Origin of the sequence: Cohaesibacter gelatinilyticus (genome assembly GCF_900215605.1) — a bacterium.
Taxonomy (GTDB): Bacteria; Pseudomonadota; Alphaproteobacteria; order Rhizobiales; family Cohaesibacteraceae; genus Cohaesibacter; species Cohaesibacter gelatinilyticus.
Window position 1 is genome coordinate 110,765 of record NZ_OBEL01000005.1, and the last position, 16,931, is coordinate 127,695.

The 16,931-nt window shown below is 50.2% G+C and carries 16 protein-coding genes; 15 read left to right on the plus strand and 1 reads right to left on the minus strand.

Annotated elements, in window-relative coordinates:
- The first annotated feature begins 110 nt into the window (after nucleotides 1-110).
- The 10 genes from CRO57_RS18235 (at nucleotide 111) to CRO57_RS18280 (ending at nucleotide 9,647) form a co-directional block, all read left to right on the plus strand.
- Entirely contained in the window at nucleotides 111-878 is a 768-nt protein-coding gene (locus CRO57_RS18235; protein WP_097154933.1) for an amino acid ABC transporter ATP-binding protein, read from the plus strand.
- Nucleotides 879-895: 17 nt separating this feature from the next.
- Complete coding sequence (locus CRO57_RS18240; protein ID WP_097154934.1) at nucleotides 896-1,672, plus strand: transporter substrate-binding domain-containing protein; 777 nt, start codon at nucleotides 896-898, stop codon at nucleotides 1,670-1,672.
- Between the two features lie 106 nt (nucleotides 1,673-1,778).
- Nucleotides 1,779-2,474, plus strand: a complete 696-nt coding sequence (locus tag CRO57_RS18245; protein WP_097154935.1) for an ABC transporter permease — start codon at nucleotides 1,779-1,781, stop codon at nucleotides 2,472-2,474.
- A gap of 1 nt (nucleotide 2,475) precedes the next feature.
- Complete coding sequence (locus CRO57_RS18250) at nucleotides 2,476-3,144, plus strand: ABC transporter permease (RefSeq protein WP_097154936.1); 669 nt, start codon at nucleotides 2,476-2,478, stop codon at nucleotides 3,142-3,144.
- A 19-nt stretch (nucleotides 3,145-3,163) separates the two neighbouring features.
- Nucleotides 3,164-4,288 carry an aminotransferase class I/II-fold pyridoxal phosphate-dependent enzyme gene (locus CRO57_RS18255; RefSeq protein ID WP_097154937.1) on the plus strand — a complete coding sequence of 375 codons (1,125 nt, stop codon included), beginning with the start codon at nucleotides 3,164-3,166 and terminating at the stop codon, nucleotides 4,286-4,288.
- Nucleotides 4,289-4,388: 100 nt separating this feature from the next.
- Entirely contained in the window at nucleotides 4,389-5,381 is a 993-nt protein-coding gene (locus tag CRO57_RS18260; protein WP_170956161.1) for a succinylglutamate desuccinylase/aspartoacylase domain-containing protein, read from the plus strand.
- A gap of 99 nt (nucleotides 5,382-5,480) precedes the next feature.
- Nucleotides 5,481-6,122 (plus strand): helix-turn-helix transcriptional regulator, encoded by a 642-nt coding sequence (locus tag CRO57_RS18265; protein WP_097154939.1) that lies wholly within the window; start codon nucleotides 5,481-5,483, stop codon nucleotides 6,120-6,122.
- A 342-nt stretch (nucleotides 6,123-6,464) separates the two neighbouring features.
- Nucleotides 6,465-7,397, plus strand: a complete 933-nt coding sequence (locus tag CRO57_RS18270) for an inverse autotransporter beta domain-containing protein (RefSeq protein WP_097154940.1) — start codon at nucleotides 6,465-6,467, stop codon at nucleotides 7,395-7,397.
- 11 nt (nucleotides 7,398-7,408) lie between these two features.
- Nucleotides 7,409-8,113 carry a hypothetical protein gene (locus CRO57_RS18275; RefSeq protein WP_097154941.1) on the plus strand — a complete coding sequence of 235 codons (705 nt, stop codon included), beginning with the start codon at nucleotides 7,409-7,411 and terminating at the stop codon, nucleotides 8,111-8,113.
- 400 nt (nucleotides 8,114-8,513) lie between these two features.
- A complete protein-coding gene (locus tag CRO57_RS18280; RefSeq protein ID WP_097154942.1) occupies nucleotides 8,514-9,647 on the plus strand; it encodes a helix-turn-helix transcriptional regulator in 1,134 nt (377 codons plus the stop codon).
- Nucleotides 9,648-9,650: 3 nt separating this feature from the next.
- Here the strand turns inward: CRO57_RS18280 and CRO57_RS18285 are convergent, their stop codons facing one another.
- Nucleotides 9,651-10,763: a LacI family DNA-binding transcriptional regulator gene (locus tag CRO57_RS18285; RefSeq protein WP_097154943.1), complete on the minus strand. Its 1,113-nt coding sequence runs from the start codon at nucleotides 10,761-10,763 to the stop codon at nucleotides 9,651-9,653.
- 218 nt (nucleotides 10,764-10,981) lie between these two features.
- Here CRO57_RS18285 and CRO57_RS18290 point away from each other — a divergent pair, with 218 nt between their 5' ends.
- The 5 genes from CRO57_RS18290 (at nucleotide 10,982) to iolD (ending at nucleotide 16,791) form a co-directional block, all read left to right on the plus strand.
- On the plus strand, nucleotides 10,982-11,794 hold the full coding sequence (locus CRO57_RS18290) for a sugar phosphate isomerase/epimerase family protein (RefSeq protein ID WP_097154944.1): 813 nt from the start codon (nucleotides 10,982-10,984) through the stop codon (nucleotides 11,792-11,794).
- A 115-nt stretch (nucleotides 11,795-11,909) separates the two neighbouring features.
- Nucleotides 11,910-12,836: a sugar ABC transporter substrate-binding protein gene (locus CRO57_RS18295; protein WP_097154945.1), complete on the plus strand. Its 927-nt coding sequence runs from the start codon at nucleotides 11,910-11,912 to the stop codon at nucleotides 12,834-12,836.
- Nucleotides 12,837-12,991: 155 nt separating this feature from the next.
- Nucleotides 12,992-14,098 (plus strand): ABC transporter permease, encoded by a 1,107-nt coding sequence (locus CRO57_RS18300; RefSeq protein WP_097154946.1) that lies wholly within the window; start codon nucleotides 12,992-12,994, stop codon nucleotides 14,096-14,098.
- Nucleotides 14,099-14,100: 2 nt separating this feature from the next.
- Complete coding sequence (locus tag CRO57_RS18305) at nucleotides 14,101-14,880, plus strand: ATP-binding cassette domain-containing protein (protein ID WP_097154947.1); 780 nt, start codon at nucleotides 14,101-14,103, stop codon at nucleotides 14,878-14,880.
- Nucleotides 14,881-14,973: 93 nt separating this feature from the next.
- Nucleotides 14,974-16,791 carry a 3D-(3,5/4)-trihydroxycyclohexane-1,2-dione acylhydrolase (decyclizing) gene (iolD, locus tag CRO57_RS18310; protein ID WP_097154948.1) on the plus strand — a complete coding sequence of 606 codons (1,818 nt, stop codon included), beginning with the start codon at nucleotides 14,974-14,976 and terminating at the stop codon, nucleotides 16,789-16,791.
- Nucleotides 16,792-16,931 lie beyond the last annotated feature (140 nt).

Below are 16,931 nucleotides of genomic sequence, written 5' to 3' on the forward strand. Positions count from 1 at the left end.
GAGCCGGATATGGTATTCGATCATATCCGACGACTTCTGCGTCTATCGATAAGACAAAAATATCCATTTTGGATTTTCTGATCATGCCTGTCTTTGGGAGGAGATAGATTATGACCGCACCCATATCTCGGTTATCCGTGGAGAATCTTACAAAGTCATATGGTCAGCTTACCGTTCTCAAAGACATTTCCTTGAGTGCAGAACAGGGGCAGGTGATTTCAATCATTGGCTCTTCTGGATCGGGTAAAAGTACCTTTCTGCGTTGCTTGAATTTGCTTGAAGTACCCGAGAAGGGCGTGATGCACATCGATGGACAGAAGGTAGATTTTCAAACGAACCATGAAGGTCAACTGAAAGTCACCAAGGATGTTCAAAAGCTCCGTTCCGCACTGCCGATGGTCTTTCAGGGCTTCAATCTCTGGCAACATCTCACCGTTCTCGAAAATGTAGCAATCGCTCCGATCCATGTTTTGGGGCGCAATAAGCAGGCCGCAAATGAGCGGGCGGAAGAGCTGCTGATGCGTGTCGGTTTGGGGGAGCGAATGCATTACTACCCGCATCAACTTTCCGGTGGTCAGCAGCAGCGTGCCGCAATTGCGCGCGCCTTGGCTATGGATCCATCTCTTTTGCTTTTTGATGAGCCGACCTCTGCGCTGGACCCCGAACTGGTCGGCGAAGTGCTGCAGGTGATCGAGGAACTGGCAGATCAGGGTAATACCATGATTTTGGTGACCCATGAGATGGGCTTTGCGCGCCGGGTTTCCAATCGTGTGATTTTTCTCGATCAAGGCCGGATCGCTGAGGATGGCGAGCCGGAAGAAGTCTTTGGGTCGCCAAAAACAGAGCGAGCAGCTCAGTTTCTGGCGTCAGTCATTTAACAAGGAGGAATGTTCAAATGAAGAAAGTCGTTCTAGCTGCTGCACTGTCGGCATTCGTCAGCCTGCCAGCGGCGGCTGAATCCATCAGAATTGCCACCAGTGCAGATTACCCGCCCTGGGAGTCAGTAGACACCAACGGCAACATGATTGGCTTTGATATCGATGTAGGCAATGCCGCATGCGAGAAAGCCAAAGTAAAGTGTGAATGGACCAATCAGGCCTATGATGGTTTGTTGGCGGCTTTGGTTGCCGGCCAATATGATATGATTGTATCGGCTATCTCCATCACTGAGAAGCGCAAGAAAAGCATCGACTTCTCAAATGCCTATGCGCAGGCCCCTGCAGCATTTGCGACATCCGGAGACAAGTTCTCTTCTATCAAGGATCAGGCAAAACTCAAGGCAGAACTGGACAAGAAAGCCGTTGGGGTTCAGGGGGCCTCGATTTTTGAATCTGTCGTTGCCGAGAATTTCCCTGGTGTGAACGTCAAAATCTACCAGCAGGCTGACCAGATCATCGCTGATTTGAAATTTGGCCGTATCGATGCAGCTCTTATGGAAGTGGCGTCTTGGGAGGAATTTTCCAAGGCCAATCCTGATGCAAAACTGAATATGTTTGGCCCGACCCTGACCTATGCTGACTATCCTCAAATGGGTGAAGGCATCGGCTTCGGGATTGGCAAAGGCAATGCTGAACTGAAGGCCAAAATGGATGCAGCGATCGCAGAACTTATGAAAGACGGCACAATCGAAAAGCTGTCCAAGAAGTGGTTCGGCTATTCCGTTGCTCCCTAAAGTCCAAACAGAAGCGCCCATCTAACCCATTTATTTGGGCGCTTCTGGCTCTTCTCATGATCGGCGGCCTGGGCCATCGATCCAACCACAGCAAGATGTGATCAATATGCTAGAATTGTTTTCCTACGGACAATCAGGCTGGGGCGATGAATTATTGCAAGGTTTGGGGACCACCCTTGCCCTGGCAATCATAGCATTTGCCGGTGGCTGCATTGCTGGATTGCTGCTGATGATCCTGCGACGACAGGGGCGGGTTTCGCGCTGGCTGGTGGTCACCTATACAATGATCTTTCGTGGTGTACCCGAGCTTCTTGTCCTGTATCTGTTTTTCTTTGGATCCGGTGCTGTGGTTCGCTCGGTGGCGCAAAGTTTTGGATATACGGAGCGGATAAATCTTAGTGGTTTTGCTCTTGGTGCCTTTGCTTTGATGGTCATTGTGACTGCCTATACATCTGAAGCCTTTCGCGGAGCGGCCAAGTCCATTCCCAAAGGGCAGATCGAAGCGGCCCATGCCTATGGATTTTCAAACCCGCAGGCTTTCGTGCTGATCGAGTTGCCACAGCTGTTGAGAGTTTCTCTGCCAGCACTCGGCAATATCTGGCTGGTAACGTTGAAAGATACGGCGCTTGTATCTTTGACCGCCGTTGCCGAATTGATGCGTCAGGCAACCGTCGCAGCAGGATCGACCCACAAGCCATTTACATTTTATGCAGTTGCTGCGCTGCTCTACCTTCTGATTTCGTTTGGTTCAGAGCGCTTGTTCGGTCGCGCAGAAAACAAATTCGCATTGAAGGCAGGTTAGCATGAATTGGTCTTTGCTTTTTTCATTCTTCGCTGACCTTGCAGAAGGGATACCGGTCACACTGGCCATCCTTGCAAGCGCTCTCAGTATTGGTTTTGTTCTCGGCTTGCTGTTGTGCATTGTCCGTTTGCGCCGCATTTCGATTGTGTCGAAACTTGCAGATTTCTATGTGCTGTTTTTCCGCGGCACGCCGCTATTGGTCCAGTTGTTCGCGATCTATTATGGCTTGGGAGAGTTCGAGTTCATTCGAAACAGCTTCGCCTGGCCCTTCTTGCGCGAAGCATGGTTCTGCGCCGTTCTTGCTCTTGGTCTGAACTCTGCCGCCTTTACATCAGAAATCATGCGCGGTGGTGTCCTAGGGGTAGAGAAAGGGCAGCTGGAGGCCGCTGCTGCCTATGGCTTCTCCAATTTCCAAACGGGACGTTTGATCCTGATGCCGCAGGCTGCACGGATCGCGTTGCCTGCCTATAGCAACGAAATCATTCTGATGTTGAAGGGCACATCTCTGGCAAGCACCATCTCCATCATGGATCTGACCGGAATTGCCAGAAAGCTCTCCTCAGAGCATTTTGCACCTTTTGAAGCTTTCATTGCCGCTGGCGCAATCTATCTGGCCATGGTTCTGTTACTAACGGCTGCCTTTTCGACACTAGAAAAAAGATATGCCTGATTGAAAGAGAGGAAACCTCATGTTTCACCCATTCCATGTTGAGCAGTTCCTGTCGGAATTGGAACACGGTGTCGTTTATAATTATTCGGAAAGTGGTGTTCATCCGATGAAGGTTGACGAGCTGGTCAAATTGACCGGCCTCAATCCGGATGTAATCTGGCAAACGGTTCTGGATTATCCGCAGGTGAATGGTTCTACCCTGCTGCGTGAACATATCTCAAAGATGTATCCGGGCACCGATGCAGACAATATTCTGGTGACCGCAGGGGCGTCAGAGGCCAATACCCTGGTCGCCAACACTCTGCTGGAACCGGGTGATAACATGGTTGCATTCCGCCCTATCTATGAGCAATTGACCGGCGATGTGCGCAACCGTGGCATCGAAGTACGCTATGTGGACATGGATCCGCTGAATGATTGGAAAATCGATCCGCAAGCCGTCATGGATGCAGTGGATGAGAACACCAAAGTCATCCATATCATCAATCCCAACAATCCAACTGGTCGTGTTGTCAGTCAGGAAGAGCGTGATGGCATCATTGCTGCCGCAGCCAAAGTTGGGGCATGGGTTGTCGCTGATGAAGTCTATATCGGCACTGAACGTGATACCGATGAAGTGACCAAAAGCTTCTGGGGTGACTATGACAAGGTCGTTGTTCTGAACTCCATGAGTAAGGCCTATGGCCTTCCCGGCCTGCGCCTTGGCTGGATGGTCGCTCCAAAAGACACCATCACGGCGAGCTGGCGTCGTCATGAATATGCAACAGTGGCCGCGACAACATTGTCCATGCGCCTTGCAGAGGCTGCGCTTGCAGAACCGGCTCGTGGTCTGCTGGTCGAACGGGCGCGGCGTCTGATCCGTACAGGCTTTGAGACACTCACTGAGGCATTGCAGGTTCATCCTGGTGTCTTCACTGTCTCGCCGCCACAAGCATCGGCGATGTCTTTCATCAGGTTTGATCTGCCAATTGACTCAGAGACCCTCTGCCGCCGTTTGCATGCGGAAGAAGATGTACTGGTCATTCCTGGTAGTCGGTTCCATGTCGAGAATCACTTCCGGTTCAGTTCCGCATTGCCGGAAGCGCATCTGCGAGAAGGCCTTGGGCGTTTGAACAAGGTCGTGGGTAGCATTTTAGAACAATAAAACCAGCTTCCCTCAACAGGCATAAGAAGCAAGAGTTTAAGTAAGCAGCCAGCTCGCGCTTTTTATGCCTGTCTTTTTATTCATAAGTCAGGAAGACACAATGCTCTCTACAGCTCTTGATCTGGACGCTGAAGGATTTCATGCAGGCTATATTGATGTGCCAGCATCTCTCAATCATAGCGCTTGGGCCAATCTAAGGGTTCCTCTGTTTTCCATCAAACGAGGAGAAGGCCCCCGTTGCCTTCTTCTTGGGGGCTGTCACGGAGATGAATATGAAGGGCCTATCGCCCTGTCTCATCTGGTGCATGGAGAGCTTAAGTTGGAGGATGTTCAAGGACAGATCATTGTCATGCCAGCCTTCAATACTGCAGCTGTTCAGAATGGCAGTCGGCTCTCTCCACTTGACGATGGCAACATGAACCGGGCTTTTCCGGGAAATCCACGCGGGACAATCACGGAGAGGATTGCTGACTTTGTCACACGTGAATTGATCCCGCGTAGTGATGTTGTGGTTGATCTGCATTCCGGCGGGCGCTCACTGATGTTCTTGCCCTGCACCTTTGTGCCAGTACAGAAAACGGAAGCGGCAACTCAAGCTATTCAGGATCTGGCTAATGCATTTGATGCGCCATTGTCCGTCACCATTCGTGAACCCTCAGCAGCAGAGATGATTGACACCGAAGTCGAGCGGCAAGGCAAACGAATATTGGCAACCGAGCTGGGTGGCTCTGCATTGGCTACTGCCAACACGATTTCGATCACAAAGCGCGGGATAAAAGGTGTTCTGTCTTCGATGGGCATATTGAAGGAACAAGCCGCGATACCGGCAACCTCAAAAGAGAAGATGACCCTGCTGGTGGATGGTTTGCACCATTACACATATTCAGATGATGCAGGCATCTATGAGATGCTATTTGAGCCAGGTAGCAAAGTGAAGCAAGGGCAGGTGATCGGTTATCTGCATTTCGCAGATCGTGTTGATCGCCCACCGCAGTCGGTTCTGGCTAATACCAGCGGAGTTCTCTTTTGTACTGCCGGGCAGGGGCTGGTTCAGCGTGGAGATGTTCTAGCCGTTGTTGGGCATATTGAATAATCCTTGAAAAGCTGCCAATAGAAGAGAACTGCTATTGATAAGCATTTATGCAAACGTCGGCATTCAACTCAGGCCCTTGAAAAAGTGGAAATCAATCGAATGATCAAGACAGAAGAGACTTCTGCAAATCAAGTGGTCGAGAATGTAGCCGTCCCGATCGCAGAAGCCTTGTCCAAATTGCTGGGCTCCAATGTCGAGATTGTTGTCCACTCCCTGATCACAGAGACTGTGGTGCATATTTGTAATCCATTTTCCAAACGTGAGATTGGGGATCCGTCCTTCTTGTCGGAAATAGATTTTCGCAAGGATAAGAATGAGACAGTCATCGGCCCATTTGAGAGGGTCAACTGGGACGGGCGAGTCATTCGCTCAATCTCAGCCGTTTTGCGTGATGATGATGGGACAGCAGTGGCGCTGGCATGTTTCAATTATGATATTTCGGAAATCATGGCTGCCCAAAATGCCATCACTGCCCTGATCGGGACGCCGGTCACGTCAAAAGGGTCTGAAGCTTTGTTCAAGAATGACTGGCATGAGAAAATGAACCACTACATCGTGGATTGGTGCCGGGATCGAAACAAATCCGTCGAAGCTTTGGATCGCAAGGATCGCAAGATGCTACTCGAAGCCTTGTTGGATACGGAAGCTTTGCGTGAGAAACATGCTGCATCCTATATTGCTCGGGTTCTGAATGTGAGCAGAGCGACGATCTATAATGACCTGAAAGCGATCCGAACCTAAAACTGCTTTATAATTGATAGGAAAGGGTTTGATTGGCGATCTCAATGACAGCCAAGTACTCAAGGATTCTGGGTTCAATGTATAGGTTAATACTTATATTTCATCCGTTTGAGTTATTCACAGTGCCTGTTGAGTAATTATCAGATCTTCCCCTAGGACATCCTACATCTGTACTAGTTGAGATCAAGAAATTTGCGTTGGATCAACTCGACTTGATGTCAGAAAGACATATCTCAGGGAATATCCGAAATTAAGCAAATTTAGATGTACTAGTCCAATTGACCTTGAGCGCCTCATCTCTTTTCACTGTGCTCACGAAAAGGGAATAACGAGGTAAAACTCATGGTTTGGGATATGCGCTCTGGGATCAGAAAGCCAATATTGGCAGGTCTGGTGACAGTATTTTGTATGGGAGTGGCTCTGCCTGCGGGATATTCGCAAGAGGTGGATGAGCAGAGCATGCTCTCGAATGTACCGGATTGGTTAACCAGAACGGACATATCGGTCTTCGCGAATGAAGACCGGGTCAATATATCGCTGGAAACTCTTCAGCCGCTACTCTCCATGGAACAAGGTGGAATCTTCTTTCAAGGTAGGGCAACAGGTGGCACTGAATGGGATGGTGACAATTCCGATAATTGGACGCTGAATGCTGGTATTGGTGCACGCCATTTCTTTGGTGACAATCTGATCCTCGGTGTAAATGCCTTCTATGATCACGCAACTGAATATCACCATAATCGTGTTGGTGCCGGGTTTGAGGTCATCAGTTCCAATCTGACCGCTCGCGTCAATGGTTACGAAGCACTGTCCGATTGGAAGCATGTATCAACCGTTGGAAATATCACTACTCAGGAACGTGCCCTCAGTGGAATTGATGGTGAGATCGAAGCAGTCGTGCCTTACATGCCCTGGCTTAGAGCTGCGGTGGGTGGATATCATTGGCAAGCGAAGGCCAATGACGATATTACCGGTCTCAAAACTTCCCTTCGTGGTGATCTGACCCGATATGCGAAGCTGGAAGTTGGCGGGTCCTTTGATAATTATGATGAGAAAGCTTGGGCTCGCCTGACAATCTCGTTGGGTGAGCGTAAAGAAACCCAGTTCACTGCTGCCGATGATTTCATTTCAAACGCCCCCCTGCCCAAGCGTGATTTGTCAGCACAGCTTTGGCAGAAAGTTTTACGGACAAATGAAATCGTAACCGAGCGTCGTACGATAAATGCTTCAACTGGCACGGTCTCTGGTGCCGGTGTTTATATAAGCGGTGAGTAAGGACTTAAGGCATGCATATCAAAATTCCAGCAGAAAAGATTGCTTATCATTTCGTCGCCATAATCGCATTGATGCTTGCCAGCATGAGCTATGCATCTGCTCAGGTGCAGGCAACGCCTATGCAATATGATGTGGAAGTTCAGTCCATATTGCTTTGCACAGATGCAAACTGCGGTACCTCGACAACTCTGTCCAATACCACTGCGACCTTTGCATTGGCGTCCGGTGGAGGACCACTCGCAACACAGCAACCCTATACGATCAATAGGATTGTGCAGGCCACGGGCAATTATACTCATATGCGTCTGACTGTTACCAATTCGATCAAGGTAACCGGTAGCGTAACAAATGTTGCCAACCCTGCGGGCGGTACCATGACTTGCAACACTGTGGCCGGGGGTGTGATTGACCTGGGTGCGGGCGATAATGGACAAAGCCATGCCACACCAGGAGCTCTGGGTATCATGAACTATGTTGTAAGCCGTGTTCCGCCAGCCTTTGTGGTACCTGCCAACTTGACTATAAATGTTCAACCAGCGACGCTTACCTTGACCTACCAGCTACCTTTTTCTCTCAATGCCACCGCTGGTGATGTCATCCCGGAGGTAGATATCAAGTTCAAGGTAACGGATAGCCTTAATGCACTTGGAGTTGGTGCTTCAACTTGTGGGCTGTATATTTCTCCACCCACGTTACGGATTACACCGAAGGCATAAATCCACTCTGGTGGTTGGGCGGAATTCTTTTCCAGATAAAGGTCGAGCAGGGTGTAAGCTGACGAGGCTTCACCCTGTTTCTATTTTCTCAAGCTATACCAAAACAGGTGACAGGAAAAGTTCCCATCACCTGCAATAGGTTATGAAATAATTGAAAAATTCAGGGTCATTGGAAAAATCCAGTGCACCGAATGCCCGTCTCTAGGAAACATGCTGGTCCAAAATTGCACAACTCCCATTTGGGGGTAACGCGTGGTTCAGCCATTGAAAATATTACCCAGAGTTGTTTGTGCGGCAATTAGCACTCTGATCACGAATTTTTGAAATGTAAACGGTTGCATGGAATGGATTGAGAGATTTCAATTGAGTTTGCCGAATAAGATTGCGCCGGAGAGCTGGATTGGATCTGATTCAAGCAAACATTGACAAGACGATTGAAACCATCTCGGAAATCATCTCGCTTGCGCCATTGGGGCTGGCTGATTGGTCGGACATTACCGTGGCCATGACGGATTTGTTCCCTGGCTCTTTCTCGGGGTTGATCAATTACGATGTCGTCAATAACACCATGCCATTTCTGCAAGTCGACGGTGTCGAGCAATCATTCTTGCGCTCCTATATCGACTATTATCATACCATCAATCCCTATGAGAAATATTGGCGAGGTCATGAAGATGGTCAGGTTTGGATCTCGGACTATGTGTTGCCAATCTCACAGCTGAAAAATGATGAATTTTACAATGACTGGATGGCAAAGTTGGGAGAGTTCGACTCTGCCATTGGAGTGAAGTTGAACCCGACCGCAGAGAACGAGGTGCGTTTCAATCTTCAGTTCGCCACAAGGGATTTTGCAGACTATGAAGCCCCCGCCATGTATATCATGCACAAGGTTCGTGCCCCACTTTATCGTGCCATAACGCTGGCACAACAATTGACGGAAAACCAAAGCGAGTTGGTGGGGGCCTCTGCGCTGATTGATCGCAAGGACAAGGCAGCTTTCATTGTCGATGTCTCAGCTTGTCTCAGGAACTGCAACTCGATTTTTGAGGAATATCTGGAGACGCACATGCTTTTCAGGCATGAGCATGGTCAATTGTCGTTGATGAATTATCGTTATGATGACAGGTTCAAACAGCTTGTTCGCCAAATGGCACTTTTTGCCAGCGCACAAACATCCAAAATGGTTGTGCGTGATGATCAGGGGGATTGGGTATTGTCCTGCTCTCGTCTTCCCAGTTCGTTGAATACAGCCCCTTTGATTCCGCAACAATTGGTTCTGGTAACGGTAAGTCGCCTTGGACAGACACAAAATATTCTGGAACTGACGGAATTCTCATCCGCATTTCATCTGACCAAAGCCGAGGAGAGGCTTTGTCAAATGTTGTTGGCCGGTCACTCTTTGTCTGAAGCTGCCAGATGTTGCGCGATTACCTACGAGACTGCACGATCACGGATCAAGGATATTTTTTCCAAGACCCGAACATCCAGGCAGGCTGATCTGATGTTGTTGTTGGAACAATATCGCTCAGGGTAAGCCTTAACCCGAGGTGCGGACCACCAGTTTACCTGGAACCCGGATCACATCCTCCCCTGGCGGAATATCATCGAGCAAATTTAGCAGGTGATGGACCATTTCTTCCAATGGCTGATGATAGGAAGTCAGGTCATAGGCCGGGGTGGCGCAAAGGTCGATATTGTCAAACCCGATGACAGCAATGTCGTCAGGTACGGACAGGCCGCGATCGTAGCGAATGGCATCAATGGCTCCGAGCGCCATGACATCGTTCTCGCACAGCATCAGATCAGGATAGTGATCTGCTTCCAGGCCATCGAGATAGCTATGGACAGCATCTCGCGCCAGTTCACGATTATATGTCGGGATCGAGAAAATATCCGGCTCTGGTTTACCGAGGCGCTTTAGCTCTCGCACAAAGGTACGCTTTCGGAGCAAGCTGGTAGAGTGAGTGATCGGGCCAGCAAGAAAAGCGGTTTTTTCGAAGCCACGCTCAAGGGCATGTTCGACAATCTCTCTAATTGCTCTTGCGTTATCACAGCTGATTGAGATGGTTCGTTCATGGCTGCTTTCCCGTGCAAAAACGATCATCTTTTTCATGCGTTGTGCGCCCAATGCTGTCGACAACAACTCATCACTGAACCCTGTGCCCATAAGAATGGCTGCATCCACGCGTCGCTGAGAAGCATTGAGAAGTGCATCGGTCGGGCTATGAAATTCACCGATATTGATCACAAGGGCCGCAAGGCCTTTTTGCTGCAGAGCATCAGTAAGATGCTTAAGGAGAGGTAGTTTATAGGGATTATCGAAATCATCAATCAGAAGTGCGACGAGGTTGGTTTTATTGGTCGCGAGACTGGATGCAAGCAAATCGGGTGCATAGCCAAGATCCTTGGCAGCATTCAGAACTTTTTCGAGGTTCTTTTGAGAGATAGAGGCATCGCGTTTGAACGCACGAGCAACGGTCCAGCGGGAAACCCCGGCCAGGTTCGCTACATCTTGTGCAGTTGCATTTCTGGCAGCCTGCATGACATTGGCTGCGGTATCAACGGACACTGCTTTTGATTGCTTTTCGTCTTTTACATCTGATTCCAAAGCGTTTTTTCTATCCGTTTGGTTCACACGTTTATCACCCATGCTTGTTCATTATCCATAGGCCACAAGGAATTCAAGGATAATCGAATATACATTTTTTTGCTCCCGCGTGCAAAAATTCTTGCACGCGGGAGCAAAGCTGTGTATTCCAGTATGAATAAGGGCGAATACGGAGATCTGGACATACATGGATCTTGTGTTGTTGGACAGGCTCATTATCGAGCGGACGTTAAAAGATCAGGTCATCAGGGAAGACATCAATGCGCAAGATAGGCTGTTGCACATGGATCTTTGGGGAAGCGTCATTGGTCAGCAGTGCAGGAATGGTCAAAAAGGCTGGCCTTGATGGAGTCGAGCTGTTTGGCGATTGGCAAAATATCGAGGCAGGTGAAGCAAAGGAGATTCTGGATGACCAGGGTCTGCAGGTTTTTTCGCTTACGCCTGCCGATGCTGATATTTCGCATCCAGATGCGGCGAAACGTCAGATGGCACTCGATTATTACAAAGGCCTTATGGACTTTGCGGCAGAGTTCGGTGCGCCACTTGTCTCTTGCCATGGGCAGGTGACACGTATCGCGCCAATCTCTTCTCAGGAAGAAGAGGATGCTTTGCTGGTGGATGTCACTCGTAAGATTTGTGAGATGGCCAAGGCCAATGATCTGAAGGTCGTTTTCGAAATTCTCAATCGTTATGAGACCCATCAGATCCGTACGGTCAAGGAAGGTTTGGCATTGCTGGATGAGGTTGGCGCATCCAATCTGTCTTTGTTGCCTGATGCCTATCACATGAATATCGAAGAAGAAGATCCAGCTCATGCCTTGAAATTGGCCGGTGACACATTGGGTCTCTATCACGCTGCCGATTCCAATCGCTGTGGTGTCGGCCAGGGCAATATCGAATTTGCCGCGCAAATCAATGCTCTCAATGAGATTGAGTATGCCGGCCCCATCATTCTGGAAGTGAATGCTCCGGGCCCCAATCCCTTTACCCCAAACAAGGGAGAGGGGTTCCAGAGCATTGTTGCGAACCAGTTGGCGCAGAGTGTTCAAGCTTTGCGTGCCTTGGGAGCCTAGCTCTCAAGGGTCTTGTTTGATCTTGGTGGTGCTTGCATCAGGCAGGATCACATCGGGTGGGTGGAGCTGCCCGGAAATTGAAGTAAACCAAAACCAACGTTCCTTGGGAGGAAAAATGAAAAAGCTATTGAAATCCGCTGTAGTTGCCGCATCACTTGCAATCGCAGCACCGGCTCTGGCTGCTGATATCATCGTGGTTTCTCATGGTCAGGCAAACGACCCATTCTGGTCTGTGGTGAAAAATGGTGTCGAGCGTGCCGCAAAGGATACCGGTGCCAAAGTCAGCTATCGTGCTCCTGAAACCTTCGACATGGTTGCAATGAGCCAGCTGATTGATGCAGCAGTGAATCAGGAGCCGGATGGGCTGGTTGTCTCCATCCCCGATGGCGATGCGCTTGGCCCATCCATCCAGCGTGCGGTGGAAGCTGGCATTCCTGTGATTTCCATGAATTCGGGTTCTGATGTCTCCAAGGGCCTTGGTGCTCTTCTGCATGTTGGCCAGGAAGAATTCGATGCAGGTAAAAAAGCTGGCGAGAAACTTGCCTCAATGGGCGGCAAGAGTGGACTTTGTGTGAACCACGAAGTTGGCAACGTTGCCCTTGATCAACGTTGTGCAGGATTTGCAGAAGGTTTTGGTGGCAAAACCAAAGTTCTGCCAACCACGAACGATCCTGCTGAGATTGAAGCCAAGGTCAAAGCGGCACTGGAATCTGATGGATCAATCGATACCGTCATGGCGCTTGGCGCAGGGACCGCAGGGGAGCCCACGGTTGCAGCTGTGAAAGCGATTGGACGCTCTGGTGAGGTAAAAGTAGCCTCATTTGATCTGTCCGCCAATTTCCTGGAGTCTGTCATGGCTGGTGATGCTGCATTTGCAATCGATCAACAGCAGTTTCTGCAGGGCTATTTGCCTGTAGCATTTTTGGCGATGCACGCAGAGTTTGGTCTGATGCCAGGTGGTAATGTTGCTTCTGGTCCAAACCTGATCACCAAAGACAAAGCCGGTCAGGTGGTGGAGTTGTCTGCCAACGGCATTCGCTAATCGCGCGAATGAATGTGTAACAACAAGCAGGGCGGTGTTAGCTGTCCTGCTCTTGAATGGATGATCAGTTGCGACAGGACGCGCTGATCGGGCTGGAGAGACAAGTAAGTCACTCGCCCTTATGTCCCACAGTCCGAAAAAATGGGAGACGCCGAATGTCAACGATAGAGCCCGTAAAGGTTGACGAACGGATCAAACAGGAATCCTGGATGGCCCAGTTGATGAAGCGCCCGGAATTGGGGGCAATCGCCGGAGTTGTTCTGGTTACAATCTTTTTCCTTCTTACGGCCGATGATGCCATGTTCACCCTGCAAGGCTTCATGAATTTCATGACACCTGCAGCGCAGTTGGGGATTCTGGCGATCGGTGCATCCTTGCTGATGATCGGTGGCGAGTTTGACCTCTCATTGGGGTCCATGGTCGCTTTTGCCGGTCTGTTCTTTGCCGCTTGTGTGGTGAATTTTGGAACACCATTGTTCATCGCTATTCCCGCCACACTGGCCTTTGCCGGTATGGTTGGTGCTATCAATGGGCAAATTGTCCTTCGTACAGGATTGCCCTCCTTCATTGTAACCCTGGCATTCCTGTTCATTCTTCGTGGTCTGTCCCTCGTCGGCTTGAAATGGGCAACCGGTGGTTCCACCCAGCTGCGTGGTGTGCGTCAGGCTGTTGAAAATGATCCGCTGGCCGGTTTCTTCTCCGGTGATGCTTTCACCAGCCTGTTTGTCAAGTTGGCAGAGATGGGCTGGATTGACACGTTCAAAAACGGCACGCCAAAGGTCAAAGGTGTACCGGTGGAGATTTTGTGGTTTGTCGCCCTTGCATTGCTGGCAACCTATATCCTGCTTCGTACTCCGGCAGGTAACTGGATCTTTGCATCCGGTGGTGATGCCAATGCTGCATCCAACTCGGGGGTACCTGTTCGCAAGGTCAAGATCTCTCTCTTCATGGTTACCGCCTGTTGCGCGGCGTTACTTGCCGTCATTCAGGTGATCGATGCGGGTTCGACCGATGCTCGTCGTGGTTTTCAGAAGGAATTTGAGGCCATTATCGCGGCAGTGATCGGCGGTTGTCTGTTGACCGGCGGCTACGGCTCCGCAATTGGAGCGTTCTTCGGTGCGACCATCTTCGGAATGGTCGTGATTGGCTTGACCTATACCAACTTTGATCAGGATTGGTTCCAGGTCTTCCTTGGCGGCATGCTGCTGCTGGCTGTGTTGTTCAACAACATGATCCGTAAACGTGTAACCGGGGAGCGCTGATCATGACCAAACCAATCGTTCATATGGACAAGATCGAAAAGCATTTTGGCAATGTCATCGCTCTGGCAGGTGTCAGCTTTGATGTCACTCCTGGAGAATGTCATTGTCTGCTTGGCGACAATGGTGCGGGTAAGTCGACCTTCATCAAGACCATGTCCGGTGTGCACAAGCCGACGGCGGGAGAGATCCTGTTTGAGGGAAACCACATGGATTTTGATAGCCCGCGAGATGCCATGGAAGCAGGCATTGCAACGGTGTATCAGGATTTGGCAATGATCCCGCTGATGTCGGTGACGCGTAACTTCTTCATGGGGCGTGAACCAACCAAAGGTCGTGGCATTCTAAAGCGTTTTGATACTGAGACTGCCAATGAGATCTGCATGGAGGAAATGCGCAAGATGGGTATCAATCTGCGCGGGCCGGATCAGGCTGTGGGAACATTATCTGGTGGTGAGCGTCAGACCGTGGCCATCGCCCGCGCGGTTCACTTCGGTGCCAAAGTATTGATTCTTGATGAGCCGACCTCTGCACTTGGCGTGCGCCAGACCTCCAATGTCCTGGCGACCATCGATCGGGTCCGCAATCAGGGCATTGGTGTGGTTTTCATCACTCATAACGTTCGTCATTCTCTGGCTGTGGGTGATCGTTTTACAGTGTTGAACAGGGGCAAGACCCTTGGCACGGCCAAGAAAGGCGATATCACTCCTGATGAGCTGCAAGATCTGATGGCGGGTGGCCAGGAGTTGGCTGAACTGGAATCTTCATTGGGTGGCACGATTTGATCTGACATCCATCTCATCCTGTGGTCGGGCCGACATGCTTTGTTTGCGTTGGCCCGACAGAATACTTCCCTAATACAAGAAGGACGGTCTTGCATGACAACTATTCGATTGACGGCAGCGCAGGCCTTGGTTCGTTATCTGGAAAATCAGATGAATGCGGATGGTGAACGTTTCATCGAAGGTGTATGGGCCATATTTGGTCACGGCAATGTGGCAGGGATCGGGGAAGCCTTGCATGCAGCAAAAGATCACTTGCCGACTTATCGCGGCCACAACGAGCAAACCATGGCACATGCCGCAATTGCCTATGCTAAGCAATCAAAACGCAAGCGTGCGATGGCAGTGACATCTTCAATCGGTCCAGGTGCCACCAATATGGTAACGGCTGCAGCTCTTGCTCATGTCAATCGTCTTCCGGTTCTTCTGATCCCGGGTGATGTGTTTGCCAATCGAGGGCCGGATCCGGTTTTGCAGCAGATCGAGGTCTTTGGTGATGGTACAATTTCTGCCAATGATTGTTTCAAGCCAGTCAGCAGCTATTTTGACCGTATTTCCCGCCCAGAACATTTGCTAACGGCTCTGCCACGTGCATTCCGTACCATGACGGATCCTGCTGAATGTGGTCCCGTGACCCTTGCATTCTGTCAGGATGTTCAAGCGGAGGCCTACGATTATCCGCTTAGTTTCTTCGAACCAAAGAAATGGACTACCCGCCGCCCGGCACCGGATGCCGGCGAGTTGGCCGATGCGATTGCTGCCATTTCCGCAGCCCAGAATCCGGTTATCGTTGCTGGTGGCGGTGTTCATTATTCCGACGCCTGTGAAGAGCTGAAAGCCTTTGCACATCGCTTCAATATTCCGGTTGTCGAAACTCAGGCAGGCAAATCGGCTCTTCCTTGGAACGATGCAATGGCCTTTGGCCCGGTTGGTGTTACCGGATCTGCCTCTGCCAACCAGATCTGTGAAGAAGCCGATCTTGTTATTGGTCTCGGTACCCGCTTTCAGGATTTCACCACAGGGTCTTGGGCTCTCTTCTCCAAGATGCAGAAAATCCTGGCGATCAATGTGCAGGCTTATGACAGCCATAAGCATAATGCCCAGTCTCTGGTTGCTGATGCGAAAGTCGCTCTGGCAGCTCTGTGTGATGGATTGACTGATTATAAAGCATCCGAGCGTAGCCAGCAGATCCGTACCGACTGGTATGCATCTGTAGATGCAGTGACCAAAGCACCGGATGGCAGTAATGACGTTCCGACCGACATGCAGGTGATCGGTGCTGTCCAGCGTGCAGCTGATGAGACTTCGGTCGTTATGTGTGCTGCTGGTACAATGCCAGGCGAGTTGCATAAGCTTTGGAAGTCCTACAATCCTGGCTCCTATCACATGGAATATGGTTTTTCCTGTATGGGCTATGAGATTGCAGGGGCCATGGGCATCAAGATGGCCCAGCCAGAGCGGGATGTGATCTGCTTTACCGGTGACGGAACCTACATGATGGCCAACTCCGAGCTGGCAACGGCTGTCATGATGGGCATCAATTTCACCATCGTTGTAACCGACAACCGTGGCTATGGTTGTATCAACCGCCTGCAAATGGGTTGTGGTGGAGCAGAGTTCAACAATTTGCTGGATCATACGATCCATGAAAATCCAAGCGCTATCAATTTCGCCCAGCATGCTGCTTCCATGGGCGCCAAGTCTGTTCATGTTTCCAGCATCAATGAGCTGGAAGAGGAGTTGGCGAGCAGAAAAGAACCGGGCGTGAAGGTTATCGTGATTGATACCGATCCATATCCGAGCACCGAGGCTGGCGGCTATTGGTGGGATGTGGCAGTGCCCGAGGTATCTGAACGTGAGGAAGTTCAGCAAGCGCGAGCAGCCTATTTGCATTCTCTTGCTTCGCGAAACTAAGTCACGTCAGGATTGCATATTCGGTGAATGGGAGGAGGCCACGCCTTCCTTTTGCAAATGGGTCCACATCTCGTCTTTTGAAGATCGGAAGTGGGCCCTTTGACGTTTTGGCTTACCATTTGAGCGTGACGATGTCAGCT

What these genes read in the sequence shown, in the direction of transcription:
- iolD (WP_097154948.1), top strand. Translation starts at nt 14,974, where the DNA reads ATGACAACTATTCGATTGACGGCAGCGCAGGCCTTGGTTCGTTATCTG.
- CRO57_RS18240 (WP_097154934.1), top strand. Translation starts at nt 896, where the DNA reads ATGAAGAAAGTCGTTCTAGCTGCTGCACTGTCGGCATTCGTCAGCCTG.
- CRO57_RS18235 (WP_097154933.1), top strand. Translation starts at nt 111, where the DNA reads ATGACCGCACCCATATCTCGGTTATCCGTGGAGAATCTTACAAAGTCA.
- CRO57_RS18260 (WP_170956161.1), top strand. Translation starts at nt 4,389, where the DNA reads ATGCTCTCTACAGCTCTTGATCTGGACGCTGAAGGATTTCATGCAGGC.
- CRO57_RS18290 (WP_097154944.1), top strand. Translation starts at nt 10,982, where the DNA reads ATGCGCAAGATAGGCTGTTGCACATGGATCTTTGGGGAAGCGTCATTG.
- CRO57_RS18285 (WP_097154943.1), bottom strand. Translation starts at nt 10,763, where the DNA reads ATGGGTGATAAACGTGTGAACCAAACGGATAGAAAAAACGCTTTGGAA.
- CRO57_RS18250 (WP_097154936.1), top strand. Translation starts at nt 2,476, where the DNA reads ATGAATTGGTCTTTGCTTTTTTCATTCTTCGCTGACCTTGCAGAAGGG.
- CRO57_RS18255 (WP_097154937.1), top strand. Translation starts at nt 3,164, where the DNA reads ATGTTTCACCCATTCCATGTTGAGCAGTTCCTGTCGGAATTGGAACAC.
- CRO57_RS18265 (WP_097154939.1), top strand. Translation starts at nt 5,481, where the DNA reads ATGATCAAGACAGAAGAGACTTCTGCAAATCAAGTGGTCGAGAATGTA.
- CRO57_RS18295 (WP_097154945.1), top strand. Translation starts at nt 11,910, where the DNA reads ATGAAAAAGCTATTGAAATCCGCTGTAGTTGCCGCATCACTTGCAATC.
- CRO57_RS18305 (WP_097154947.1), top strand. Translation starts at nt 14,101, where the DNA reads ATGACCAAACCAATCGTTCATATGGACAAGATCGAAAAGCATTTTGGC.
- CRO57_RS18300 (WP_097154946.1), top strand. Translation starts at nt 12,992, where the DNA reads ATGTCAACGATAGAGCCCGTAAAGGTTGACGAACGGATCAAACAGGAA.
- CRO57_RS18275 (WP_097154941.1), top strand. Translation starts at nt 7,409, where the DNA reads ATGCATATCAAAATTCCAGCAGAAAAGATTGCTTATCATTTCGTCGCC.
- CRO57_RS18245 (WP_097154935.1), top strand. Translation starts at nt 1,779, where the DNA reads ATGCTAGAATTGTTTTCCTACGGACAATCAGGCTGGGGCGATGAATTA.
- CRO57_RS18270 (WP_097154940.1), top strand. Translation starts at nt 6,465, where the DNA reads ATGGTTTGGGATATGCGCTCTGGGATCAGAAAGCCAATATTGGCAGGT.